This window comes from Rhizobium altiplani, from assembly GCF_001542405.1.
GTDB lineage: Bacteria > Pseudomonadota > Alphaproteobacteria > Rhizobiales > Rhizobiaceae > Rhizobium > Rhizobium altiplani.
Map to the genome: position 1 here is coordinate 1 of NZ_LNCD01000092.1, position 12,876 is coordinate 12,876.

9 protein-coding genes are annotated in these 12,876 nt (G+C 60.7%); 5 read left to right on the plus strand and 4 right to left on the minus strand.

The genetic code is table 11. The features are described 5' to 3' along the window. Window positions 1-171 precede the first annotated feature (171 nt). From AS026_RS22145 to AS026_RS22155, 3 genes are read left to right on the plus strand one after another with little or no spacing between them, the layout of a single operon-like run. Window positions 172-1,758: a Mu transposase C-terminal domain-containing protein gene (locus tag AS026_RS22145; RefSeq protein WP_235777076.1), complete on the plus strand. Its 1,587-nt coding sequence runs from the start codon at window positions 172-174 to the stop codon at window positions 1,756-1,758. Window positions 1,759-1,760: 2 nt separating this feature from the next. Beyond that, a complete protein-coding gene (locus AS026_RS22150) occupies window positions 1,761-2,639 on the plus strand; it encodes a TniB family NTP-binding protein (RefSeq protein ID WP_028746973.1) in 879 nt (292 codons plus the stop codon). Continuing rightward, complete coding sequence (locus tag AS026_RS22155) at window positions 2,636-3,658, plus strand: TniQ family protein (protein WP_028746974.1); 1,023 nt, start codon at window positions 2,636-2,638, stop codon at window positions 3,656-3,658. Before AS026_RS22150 ends, AS026_RS22155 begins: the two co-directional genes overlap by 4 nt. A 29-nt stretch (window positions 3,659-3,687) precedes the next feature. Here the strand turns inward: AS026_RS22155 and scpB are convergent, their stop codons facing one another. Next, on the minus strand, window positions 3,688-4,380 hold the full coding sequence (scpB, locus tag AS026_RS22160) for an SMC-Scp complex subunit ScpB (protein ID WP_051321166.1): 693 nt from the start codon (window positions 4,378-4,380) through the stop codon (window positions 3,688-3,690). Between the two features lie 2 nt (window positions 4,381-4,382). Next, on the minus strand, window positions 4,383-5,342 hold the full coding sequence (locus AS026_RS22165) for a DUF1403 family protein (protein ID WP_028748909.1): 960 nt from the start codon (window positions 5,340-5,342) through the stop codon (window positions 4,383-4,385). Window positions 5,343-5,469: 127 nt separating this feature from the next. On the opposite strand from AS026_RS22165, the gene AS026_RS22170 reads away from it, so the two are divergent. Beyond that, window positions 5,470-6,582 carry a tyrosine-type recombinase/integrase gene (locus tag AS026_RS22170; RefSeq protein WP_028748910.1) on the plus strand — a complete coding sequence of 371 codons (1,113 nt, stop codon included), beginning with the start codon at window positions 5,470-5,472 and terminating at the stop codon, window positions 6,580-6,582. A gap of 446 nt (window positions 6,583-7,028) precedes the next feature. Further along, the gene (locus AS026_RS22175) at window positions 7,029-7,946 is read left to right on the plus strand and encodes a recombinase family protein (RefSeq protein ID WP_007539569.1); all 918 of its coding nucleotides are present in this window, start codon (window positions 7,029-7,031) and stop codon (window positions 7,944-7,946) included. A 2,914-nt stretch (window positions 7,947-10,860) separates the two neighbouring features. On the opposite strand, the gene AS026_RS44040 is transcribed toward AS026_RS22175, so the two are convergent. Together AS026_RS44040 and repC are read right to left on the minus strand one after the other, a co-directional pair. Continuing rightward, window positions 10,861-10,986 (minus strand): hypothetical protein, encoded by a 126-nt coding sequence (locus AS026_RS44040; RefSeq protein ID WP_268871461.1) that lies wholly within the window; start codon window positions 10,984-10,986, stop codon window positions 10,861-10,863. Between the two features lie 499 nt (window positions 10,987-11,485). Next, a complete protein-coding gene (gene repC / locus AS026_RS22195; RefSeq protein WP_062371842.1) occupies window positions 11,486-12,700 on the minus strand; it encodes a plasmid replication protein RepC in 1,215 nt (404 codons plus the stop codon). Window positions 12,701-12,876: the final 176 nt, after the last annotated feature.

Consider the following 12,876-nt stretch of genomic DNA (forward strand, 5'->3'; position numbering starts at 1 on the left):
TGTGGCTTTTACTTTCGGATTTCAAATCGGAAAATGTCATACAGGCGTTAGGTTTAGACGCTAAATCGGTGTCGATTTTTCGCTAACGATTTCAAATGAAGCCCCTTGCCAAAGCGATTTCACGATCGAACCTTGCCGGCGGATCGCCCGATCTCGGACGAGCAGTGGTCGATGGCGCGTCGCATTGCCCGCGAGTTGGACAAGATCCTCGACGGTCGCGGCCCGAGGCAGGCTACCATCACGCGCGCGGCGGCTGAACTGCGCCTAACCACACGGCAAATCTACAATCTCCTCGCCCGATATCGCGCCGATCGGACGGTGACGGCCCTGCTGCCTCGCACTGCGGTCAGTCGGCGCAAACGGCTGTCGGAACAGATCGAGGAGATCATCGCGACCACACTTCGGGAGAAGTGGCTGACGCTCGAGCCGACCGGACTTGCTCCCGTGGTCGACGAGATCCGCGCGCGCTGCGAGGAAGCCGGTCTTGCCGTGCCGTCCTATGTGACGGTCGCTCGACGCATCCCGGTCTTGTTTTCGCCTGAAGAGATCGCCAAGAAGCGTTCGGCCAATCCGAAGCACTTTTTGCGGCTGAAGCCGCGACCCGGCTATATCCATGCGCCGCACCCGCTCGCCGTCTGCCAAATCGACCATACGCCGACCGATATCAATTTCGTGGAGGTTGTTGACGGGGCTGGTGTGTTCGTCGGCCGCCCTTACCTGACTGTCATCACCGACGTGGCGACACGATCCATCCTCGGCTTCTGCCTCACCTTGGAGAAGCCGTCGGTGCTGTCTGTCGCGCTATGCCTCGCCCAGGCCATGTGTCCGAAAGACGCATGGCTTGCCGCGCGCAATCTCAATCACGCCTGGCCGATGTTCGGTCGACCGCGGCTGCTGGTCGCGGACTCGGCGATGGAGTTCAAGGGGCATGCATTCCAACAAGGCTGTGAGGATTACGGCATTCGGATCCGCCCCCGCGATCGTGGCAGGGTCCATCACGGCGGCGTGGTTGAACGGCTGTTGGGCAAAGTCAACGGAGTTCTCGCTACCTATCCGGGCTCCTCGGGGCGTTCCGTCGCCCACCGCGATGAATATCCATCCGAGCGGCGCGCCTGCCTGAGCTTCGCCGATCTCGAGCGCTGCGTCGCGCTGGCCGTGATCGATCACAATCTGCAGGAAAATTCCAAGACCCTGAAGGTGCCGCTGACCGAATGGCAACGCAACGGTTCGGCATTGCCGGTCTTCGGCGACGATCCGCAACGCGTGCTGCTGTCGTTTCTACCAAGAACGGAGAGGCAATTGTCGCCGCAAGGGATCAGCATGTTCGCCCTGCACTATTATTCGGCGTGGCTGGGCGTCTTCGTTCCAGAGCGGGACCGGCTCGGAAAGCTCGAGGTGCGATACGATCCCCGCGACATCAGTCATGTCTATGTCCGCGACCCGGAAACAAGACAGTTTCGGCCGGTCGAGCGACGCGATGGCCAGTTGTCGCCAGTGACCCTATGGGAACATGCGGCCGAGCGCACCCGTCGGCGCACAACCAATCGACGCTCAAACGTCGAGAAGGTGGCGGTCCGCCGCGAGATCGCAGCCATAGCGGAGACCGCAAAGGCTTCCAAGCGCCAGTTGCGCGACGCTGTCCGCAGCGCACATGCCGCCACAGCGGACAAGCCTTATGCGGTCATGCGGCCGCCGGCGCCTCTACCGGCAGAGCATCCGCCGCGCCAAAAGAGCCGGTTGCCGGTCGAGGATTGGTAGCCATGTCGGATCATTTGCTCGAGCATGTCCGGCCATATCTCGGCCGTGATCGGGAAGAGCGGATCGCCTATATCCGCGCACCCCGTTGGATCGGGCATCATGTCGCCCAGGACAGCCATCGGCGGCTGGCCGAGCTCCTGGAACGACCTCCGTCTTTGCGAACCCAGGGGCTGATGTTGGTCGGCCCCTACGCCAACGGCAAGACGATGATCGCCGAACGCTTCGCCGTCGAGCACCTGAGAGCCGCGCCCGCGCAAAAAGTCTGGATGGTCCAGACACGCGAAGGCGCCGGCCTCGGCCATTTCTATGCCAGTATTCTGCAGGCGCTGCGCGCTCCCGGCGGCGATATGTGGGATGTCGGTCGCAAGGCGGAGCAACTCGACCACTTGCTGGAGAGCCTCAAGCCGAAGGTGCTGATTCTCGACGAGTTCCACAATGCGCTGCGGGGCCGTGCCCGCGACGTCGAAGCCGTCTTTGCCTTCCTGCGGCGGATCGGCCGCCAGTACGACATCTCGCCGGTGCTGATCGGCGAGGTGGCCGTCTGCGATTTCATCAACGCCACCAGCGAGATGGCGAGCCGCTTCGAGCTGGTCGCGGTCCCACGCTGGCAGTATGACGAAAACTATCTCATGCTGCTCGACAGTCTCGAGGCCGCATTGCCGCTGGCCAAAAGCTCCGATTTGTCGAACGAGCCGTTGGCGCGTCGGATATTCAGCCTCTCGGAAGGCTTGATCGGCGAGATCGTCACCATCGTCACCAAGGCGGCCGTCGCGGCGATTGGATCCGGAACCGAACGCATCAGCAAGGCCAGCATCGACGAGCTCCGCCACGTGCCGGTTTCTAAGCGGCGCAACGCGGCTCTGCGCGAGAGCCTTCTATGACGACGGTCGACGCGCCTGCACCGACGATCAGCATCCGTGAACACTATCGTGACGTCGCGTCCGACCGCTGGCCGGTCACCGTCGTGCCCCAGGCAGACGAGTTGCTGTCGAGCTGGCTACACCGGCTTGCACATGCCAATGGTGTTCCGCCGCGAGCCTTCGCTCGCGTGCTCCGGCGCAATGCGGTAATGTGGTCGCCAGCCCTTGATTTCCGGCTGCCGGGTGAAATCGCAAAGCTGCTGAGCGCCAACACCGGTATCGCGCCCGATGAGCTGGCGGCGATGATGTTGCCGCACGCCCTGCCGAGGCAGCTTCTGCTGCCGCTTCGCAACGGCGGACATCGGACAGAGTCAACCTGGCTGCAGTTTTGTTCTTACTGTCTCGCCGAGGATGCACAGCCCTATTTTCGGCGGAGATGGCGACTGGCAACCCGGGTTTCATGCTCGAAACATAGCTGTCGATTGCGCGACCGATGTCCGTCCTGCCAAAGCTGCATCGCGGTCTTTGACCAAGCTGAACTGGTGCCGCAACATTACTGTGCCCGCTGTGGCTACGACCTGCGTCGCGCATCGAGAATTGGCATCAGTCCAGCGGCAAGACAACTCGATCGCTGCATCGACGACATCTGTCGATTGGAAGGGATGAGAAATACGCCATCCAGCCGTTCGCTCATTCGACGCCTTTTGAACCTGCCCGATGGCATCTATTCGACGGCGAACCTGATCAGCCTGTCCACGGCGGCACGGGCGCACTGCATTGCGTGGGCAGCAAACCGACCGGACGACGACTGGCTGACGGCCGGCGACGAAACGGCAGCCGCGCAGTGGCGACTTCTGATCTTGGCGGCGAAGGGCCACCGGAGGCTCATCGAGCGTTTTGCGGACTGCCTCGAGAAACGAAGAGAACTCCGGGAACGCCAGGCTAAGACGACTGTCCAGCCAAAGCCCGTGGACGTGGCCGCCCTGCTCGGAGCGTATGCGCGTGTGATGGAGCGTGGTCGACGTCGTCGATCGGCGTGAGACAGGCCGAAACATAGCTCTTGGATGAATCAGTCGTTCTCCGATGCTTCGCTCTCGCGCATCGGCAGTGCATCCCCCTCGAGCGCCTGCCGGCTGAGCAGTCCCGCGTCCTCCAACCGTTCGAGGTCGGGAAGATCGCGTAGCGTCTCGAGGCCGAACGCCGACAGGAAATGCCTGGTGGTCACATAAGTATAGGGCGCGCCGGGTGTCGGGCTGCGCGGCCCGGAGCCAAGAAAGCCGGCGTCGCGCAAACTGGCGATCGTGTCGCGGCTCACCTCTTTGCCGAACATCTTCGACAGCTCGCCGCGGGTCACCGGTTGCAGGTAGGCGATGGCCGCCAGCACCGCGGCTTCGTGCTCGGACAGCGACACCGGAGACGACCGCGTCGGCGCCTGCGACGCGCGGATCGCGGCCGCATAGGCCGAGCGGCTTCGGTGCTGCCAGCCGCCGGCGACCGTAACGATGTCATAAGGACGCGACCGCAGGTCCTCGCGCAGATCATCGATGAGCAGCTCGATGCTGCAGCTCTTTCCGACCACCCGCGCCAGCGTCTCGCGGCTAACCGGTTCCACGGCGGCAAAAATGACCGCCTCCACCCTCAGCATCCATTCGCGCCAGCGCAGCTCCGGCGGTAGATCCTCAAGTTCCCGGTCATAGAGGATTTCATCCTCCGACCTCGATTTCCTTCCTCGATGTGTCCTGGTTGCCCCCGATCCGGTCATCGTCACAATCCAAAAATCCGGAAGGACGTGCGGCCGGAGAGTTCGCGCACCGCGCCAAAACTCTCGAGCCGCTCGAACAGCCGCGTCGCCGCCCAGCGGGAAAGATCGCTGCCGGGCGCGGAAGCCGGCACGGCATCCTCGTCGAGCAGCTTTTCGAAGACGACACCGGCGCCCTTCGTCCGCACCTTCGGCGCCGCCGCCAGCAATGCCTCGGCGCGCCGGCCGATGTCATTGGCCTGCCGCAGGGCCTCGGTCGTCCCTGACACGAGCGCCAGGCACACTGCCCGCGCAAAGCCAGGCTCGCCGGACCGCACCCGTCCGCGGCCGCCGATCGTCTTAAATGCGGCGCCATAGCGTTCGGCCATCAGCAGCGGCACGCCGCACGCCCAGCCGAGTTTTTCCGCCAACAGCCGATCGGCCAACCACCAGGCGAGGATTTCAGCGTCGGGCCGGGCGGCGCAGATTTTCGCCACCAGCTCGGCGACGGCGAAGGGTGCTGTGCGCGGCGACTGCAGCGCGGCGTCGAACAGATCGGCGAGCTCGTCCAGGCCGTCGCGGCGCAAGCCGATCAGTGCCGCCAACCCCTGCAGAACCTTGCTGCCGATCGTCCGCTTCTTCGCCGCCAGCCTTTGGAAGGCCAAAACCATTGTGCCGGCCGGTCCGGGATCGTCGTCGGGTGTGGTGAGCAGCAGCGCATCGCGCAAGGCCGGTTCGCTCTCGGTGCGGCCGATCAGCTGCACCGCCGATTGCGCGCATCTGAGCGCCAGCCGTTGACGCCAGCAGCCGGCCCAAGCGGGTTCGGTGCGCACCAGATCGTCCAAGGATTTCAGGGCGATGCCGGCGGCGAAGGCGGCGTCCGCCTCACCCAGCTCGCCGCCGCGCGGCAAAACCCAGGCCGGCAGGGGCGGCACGGCCGTGGGCGGAACTGGGGTGACGAGAGGCGAGCGGGAGCGCGAATCCATGCTGCCGAGCATAATCGAAGCGTGCAGTTTATGCCATGCGGTTCTGCCGAAACCGCACGGCCCGTCAACACTGTTTTATGTCCGGTAACCTTCCATTACCGGACATAAAGTGATAGCATCCCGAACCATGGAAAATCCCCCGGCAAACACGCCCAAAATCGACGATTCTAGCACCAACGTCGTCGATCCCGGCAGCGAATTGGGCGCTTCACCTCCCGCCCCCGGGCCGACACCCCGTGTCCCGGCGCGGCTGGAAGCCTTGGTCGAGACCGCGACAGCTTATGCCAACGCCGCCAGTTCCGAAAACACCCGCGATGCCTACGCCAAGGACTGGCGGCATTTCACCGCCTGGTGCCGCCGCGAAGGTTTTGAACCGCTGCCCCCCTCAAGCCAGGTGATCGGCCTCTATATCGGCGCCTGTGCTTCGGGCATCTCTGCCGAAAACCCGAAACGCAGTGCCCCTGCCCTCTCGGTGGCGACGATCGAGCGACGTCTCTCCGGCCTCGCCTGGAATTTTACCCAGCGCGGCGTGCCGATGGATCGCACCGACCGGCATATTGCGACGGTGCTCGCCGGCATTCGCCGCAAGCACGCCAAGCCGCCGCGACAGAAGGAGGCCGTGCTTGGCGACGACATCAAGGCGATGGTCAACACCCTCGGCCACGATCTGAGGGGCCTGCGTGACCGGGCCATCCTGCTCCTGGGCTTCGCCGGCGGCCTGCGGCGCTCCGAGATCGCCGGCCTCGACGCTGTCCGCGACGACAAGAGCGATGGCCATGGCTGGATCGAGATTTTTCCCGACCAAGGCGTCCTGGTGACGCTGCGCGGCAAAACCGGATGGCGCGAGGTCGAGGTCGGCCGCGGCGCCTCCAGCGAGACCTGCCCCGTGGCAGCCCTCGAGAGCTGGATCCGCTTCGGCCGGATTGCGCGCGGCCCCCTCTTCCGCCGCATCTTCAAGGACAACAAGACGGTCGACGTCGAGCGGCTTTCCGACAAACATGTCGCCCGTCTGGTCAAGCAGACCGCACTCGCCGCAGGCGTCCGTTCCGATCTTACGGAAGGGGAACGTGCGTTGCTGTTCTCAGGCCACTCGCTGCGCGCCGGCCTTGCCTCCTCAGCCGACATCGAGGAGCGGTATGTTCAGAAACAGCTGGGTCACGCCTCGGCGGAGATGACGCGTAAATATCAGCGGCGGCGCGACCGCTTCCGCACCAATCTGACAAAGGCGTCAGGGCTTTAAGAGGCCCCTCCCCTCGCCCGGCATGAAATCGTTAGGTCAAAATTGCGTGCCGGATTTTCAGCTTAGCGCTTCAATTGAAATCGGGAAGCAAAAGCCACAGCGGCATCCGAAATCGGCCGCAGCAGGCTTGTGATAGGCAATTTGGAAAAATCATAACGCATTGAATTTATGATAAATGATTTGGTGAACAGACGCTATCTGATAGTTAGTGTCCGTCACTGGGTAATGTCACGGACACGTGGCTCACCTCAGATACGTAGGGCATATCGAATTGAACAAAGCGCCCTGGACGGAACGCTTCTTGGCCAAGGAATCCCTGCTTTCCAAGGCATTCAGGCCAGCCCGCTGCTGGAGAAATTGCGCTAGAGACGTTTACAAACGATCATTTTCTCACGCATTCCTTATCTGTACAAAGCATCTTTAAACCAAACTCGTAAAGGCGCGCCATGGCGAAGCCACAACCCGTCAATCCCCACCTGCGTCCTAAGCGGCTGATCGGCTACGCCCGTGTGTCGACGGACGATCAGGTCCACGATGCCCAGATCGATGAATTGAGGGCCGCCGGCTGCGATCGGATCTATCAGGAGCACGGCTCCGGTGCATCGCGCGCCCGACCAGTATTGACGCGGCTGCTCGGTGAGCTCACCACCGGCGACGTCCTAGTCGTCGTCCGGCTTGATCGGCTGGCCAGATCGGTGAGCCATCTCTTATCCGTGATCGAGGACCTCGAGGAGCGGGGCGTGCATTTCCGGTCGATACGTGACCCGATCGATACTTCGACGCCACAGGGCATGTTTTCCCTTCAGGTGCTCGGCGCGGTCGCGCAGCTCGAGCGTGCTCTGATCGCCGAACGTACCAAAGCTGGCATCAAGGCCGCGAAGGCGCGCGGCAAACTTCCTGGAAACCCGGGTCTGCGAGAAAGACGACCGCAGGCAATCAAAGCGGTCTCGCAAGCGCGGGAGAAACGCTATCTCGATGAGCTCATTGTCTCGGCGCAGACATGGCTGCCGGTGGTGCGACAACTTCGGCCGCAACATAGCTGGGACAATGTTGTGCGGGTTCTTAATCGCCGCGGTCACGACTGGACCGTCGAACGCCTCCGTCGCGCCGTTCGTCGCCTAGTCCGCGAAAAGCTCGCGGAAAACGAACTGTTGGGCCGGTCCCCTCGCCGCGCGCCGGAGGACCATCTGATGAAGCTGGTAGCAGCGATCGCCATTGCCGATCCTGATCTGTCGCTTCGCGACATTGCCGCTCAGCTGGACCAGATGGGAGAACGGCCTGCGCGAGGCGGCAAAAAATGGCAGCCCTCCTCCGTCCGGCACCTACTGAACGAGGCCCACCGGTTCGGCCTTATCCGGCGCTGAGGTCGTCGTTCATGGGCAACCATCGTGCGATTCTCTTTCCTGCCGAGGAGGGTCGACCGGCTCACAGGTTCGGCCTGTTGAAGATTCCTGTAACTGCTCTTCGACTGTCGGTGATCATCTCGTCAGCCAAACACATCTTCGACCTAGCGGTGATTGCAGACCCTGTCTACCAGCCCATCCATGGCGTTGGCGAATTGCATCGGTGCGATCCTGTTCGTCATCAGTACTGAGCGCAGAATAGACCGTCTGGGTATATGCCGGTGAATTTTAAAAGAGGAGCAAAATTTTTATCTGAGAAAGGCGACGGGATCCAAATGCTTCTGGATAGGTGTGCTTTCCGTTGCGCTTGCCGGCCGTCGTATAGTCCGCCATTCGGCCGGCTTCTGCAACGGTTCGGGCGAATAGAAGGCGCTTACATGATCCAAACTTCCTCAGTTTCCTTATGCCGGACGAGAACATGGATATCGCCTGCGTTCATCGCCCGCGCCGAAAAGACTCATTAGTTGGTGCGGCTGCGTCTCAAAGCCGTTCGACGGAGGCTGTCGACCACCGCATGATTGTTTCACGATCTTTCCGATCCAACGATCGATATCCCGCCTATCAAACATTTCCGAGCCAACCGGCCGTCAACTACATCGAAGATTCTTCGACCGAGCCAAGATGTGGGAAGGGGACAGATCAGCATTTCCGGATCAGCGTCCTCAGTGATCTGGATCCATGGCCGGCGTGAGGCGTCACCATAGGCTTCAGCCGCATCATGAAATGCGCGGTCGCCTTGGGTATACATGTAGGGCAGATGGAGCTCTTCCAAGAAACTGCTGTCAAAGATGAAGCTGCCGTTCCTTGCGATTTCAGGTCGACACTATCGCAAGACCGTCATGGTAGGCATCGCTCTCCCTCCAGTTCGCCAAAATCGATAGCGGAGCAGGAACGACCGCTGTCGACCGGCGAGGTGCAGATTGCCATTTCTACAAGGCACGGCCCGCAACGCTCGAGGTCGCGGTGTAAGGCGAAAAGAGGTGCTGCCGTCTGCGACCAATCAAAACGCTCCTTGTCAATTACCTCGTGATTGAGGATCGCCAATTCGACGACGCTGCGATAGATCGTCTCCAATCGAGCCTTGATGCGCGCAGAGAAAGCCAACTCTTGAAATGATGAAGCGATTTGACATCAGCGTCGGGCACGACCCTCTGCCCCGCCACGGCGAGCCAGTCTACAAAGTGTGACCAGGCGCGATCTTCCTCGAGCCAAAAGCGGGGCTGGGTAGAGGAACTGCTGACAGGAGCATTTTTGGTATTTCTTCGGCAGGAATGCGTGAATGAACTCGCCCCCACCCGTTCCAACTACCCTCAAGCAGATCTGTAACGCCGGCGAGCTCGCTTGAACCCATTGCCATTGCGGCAATCAGATGGGGTTCGGCGATATTGCTGGCATTGACATAGCCCCCGAAGGACTGGGACGGAAGAAGTGATATGAACAGCGCTTCCTAGCAGCCTGACACTCGGCCGCTGTGGTTCCTCATCAGCTTTGGGCAGGCTGTCATCAAGATCGGTACTGTCCGGAAAGTCCAGGCGAAGGAACCGGTCAATCTAGTAGAGAGCGAAGATCCGCTTCAAGAAGTGGCGCGAGCCGCACCAGCCATTGCTGGGCGGCGTCCAAGATCCGCAAAGTCAATTCGAGCCTATCTTTCCCGGTCCTGTGATACGCCGGCCACAAAGGCCGGCGCCACGTTTGGGTGATCGCCATAAAACATCGTTTACGGCTTCTTCGCGATGAACAAAGGGTGCGCCTCACACCTCCTAGGCTAGAAGGACGATGCAGTTGACTGGCGTTCGACTTCGATCAAAGTGCGGCCCGTCGCACGAAACGTCAGTTGGTAGTCGGTGGCCTTTTCGAAGGCGCGCCCTCTCCTGCCCCAGGAATTCCTCCGAGATAACGAGCATGTCCGCCGCGGTCTTCTCCGCCGGCAGAAGATCGAAACGCTGGCTGCGCCGATATCCATAGAATTTGAGGAAGCCGCCGAAGTTGACGAGCGGGTTCCCCTCAGCGGCAGCCTCGTCCTTACGCGACAGGAGCTTCCAGATGGACTTCCCGGTGAAGTCGATGCGCGAGCCATTCTGGCCGCGTCGCCAAGCTCCAGCTTGGCGCGATGCAAGCCAACCGGCGCGCTATCATACGCCCTGCCCGCCGCGCACGAATGCGGTCAGCCCGCCGCGACAATTCGCTCGCTCGGCAACCTCCCGCTCAAGACAAGAAAAGGCCTCGCAGATGCTAGGTGATAATGGTTCATGTCAGTGAGGCCCATACGGCGGACCGCCTTCAGATCGTTGGACAGCTGGACGATTAGCGCGTAGGCGGCTTTATCAAACTGGGATTCGATCACATGGATATTCTGGCTGAGCTCGACCGCGTTCGCGTCGTTTGTCATTTCCCAGCCGGTAGGATTCTGTAATAGATCTCCTGCGGCTCGACGGCCCTGAGTACCTTGCCAGAACGGGGAAGGGCAGAGGCATCGTACGCTCTCTACAGGATAACCCTACGCGGCGACACCAATGGCAGTTAGCAAAGCAACGAGCCTTGCGGATGAGCGGGTAGCTTTCGAGGCTGCTGTGGGAAGCGTCCTCCGACGCCAAAAACGCCATAGTACCGGGCATCAAGGTCAAAGGGCGCAATATTGCGGGCCACGACGTGGAGCCCGATGATGTCCGCGAAGGAAAATTGAACGGCGCGTCGTGCCAACTCCACGCGATCTGGCGTCACTTTGCCCCTTTTGCTGCGGCACAGCGGTTGTCATTTTTTGCGTTGGCGACCCTTTCAACAATCTGCCGTGCAAGCTGAAGCAACCCTCATCATGTGAGCCATCGCGGAAGCCGCTCAGGGTTCCCCATCAGCCACTGCAAGGCAGCCATCATGTTTAGAGGCAGAAAGCGTTATCACGCCACGTACCCTCCAACAGGATCGCGCTACCGCTCGGTGAGGGGACGACAGCGGCGAAGAGGTCTTCGGCGAGATCTTCGCCTGCGCCAACGGCGTCGCTCAAAAGGATCTCATTCTGCTCATTCACGAATGAGCAGAAGAGTTGGCTTCTCGGTTCCCCGGCAGAGCAAGAGAGCCGAATAGATTAGGGCCTCGATGGGGTGCGCAATGATTATCGGAATAAGTTAAGAGGGCGGCGAGAATTTCAACAATCTCGACAAGATCAAACTTCGCCGGTCGTCTGTACCGTTTGGCCGGAGAGAGTGCGCACCTCGGGCTCACCTTCGCCCGCGCGTGGGTGCGCCATGGCGGCAGCGGCTGCGCCGAAAGGACCGTTGTTCGAATGACTTCATGGCGATGACCTATCTATTGATTGACAATCAACGCAGGCCCCCTCCCGCTTCCAGTCCTTAGCACTGGGGCAAAACTGGAAGGCGTGCGAGTATGGAGGACGGTTTCATATTATGAGTACGCGATGAGCGCGCGGCGTCGGATCACCCCTTGCTTTCCGCCTCTTGCAGTTTGTTGGGAGCTCCCAACAGAATCGCTTCCCATCGCAATTGCTATGCCGATTTGCCCTGAGCTGACGCGGCGCCTCGCATGAGTGCCATCAACATAGGGCCGAGGCTAAACTCACCCCGTTCCGCGCGAGCGGTGAGATCCCGGAGATATCCGCCCGCTGAATTTATGTGGCCTCCCCGCTCCAAAATGCAGGCAATCACCGTGGCAGCATTCTCTGGGCCCATGATTTCGCAGGCCTGCTGATAGGCAGAGGGCGACACGCCCAGCATCGAACGAACCACCACAGCAGCGGCCATCATATCGCGCCATTGGTCAATTCGCCCGCCGGGCGCGTAATCTGATATTTGCGGGCACGCTCGAACGACCATGCCAAGTGGAAATGATTTTATCGGCTCCCCTTGACGCCTCGGCGCCTGGCTCGGCTTCCGCCCCAGCTCATTTCTAGAGCTAGGTTCAAGTTCATTAAGAGGTTCGGTATTTGAATTCTGTATGTGCTGGCGGATTTCGATACCATTGGCAACGGAATTTGCTGAAAGAACCTGCGCTTCCAACATGTTGACCACACCTTCCCGCAGCAACGTCAATTCGTCCAGGAGAACTGCCAAGTCCCCCGCCGCTCTGGCGTTCCGAAGCCGTGATACAACGGCAATAAACTGCTCCTCAACCCTTTGCCAATCGCCGGAAGCGCCTTCCTCTATTGCAGCGGAAATGAGCTTCCGAATATCCCGGCGCTCGATTGTGATTTTTTCCTTTACCACCTTCAGGCGCTGGTTTTCATCAGCCACCCGCTGAGCCATGATCGCGAGCTCTTCCGATCGCGCAAGCAGTGGAGCCAAATTGAAGCCGAAAGCGGTTTCGATGGTACCGTCCCGCCCCTTTCGCGCGTAGCGCTTGCCGTTCGGGCTATCGTTTCGGTGGATCAGACCGGCCTCGACGAGAAGAGCCAGGTTCTCCCGAAGTGTCGTGCCAGCGATTCCGTTGGCGCGAGCGGATAACTGCGCGTTTGACGGAAACACGATGAGATTGGCCCCTTCAGTCAGATTGGTCTCGGGATAGAATGACAGCAGCGCGTTGAGGACAGCCAGCGCCCGATCGCGCAGTCCAAGTAGGGTCCGCGCATCACAGGCGTCTCGGTAGATCTTCCATTTGTCGGCCGACTTGTGCTTTTTTATGCTCGCGGACTCGAATTGAGCTTTCACCAAGGCAAGCGTCATTGGCCGCCGCCCGAAGGGCGTCGCTATGCGATCAGTCTGCATTTTCCTTTACCTTTCGAAAGGCAACAGAAAACGATCACCAAAACGATGCCAAAGACTCTTGACGTGGATTCCGGGAAATGCGATTCTCTAGGTGCGAACTAATTGAGAAGGGCTTCCGGGATTTGTTTCGGGGGCCTTTTTCTTTGCCGTGTGAGTTTGGCCTGTTCACCCAACAC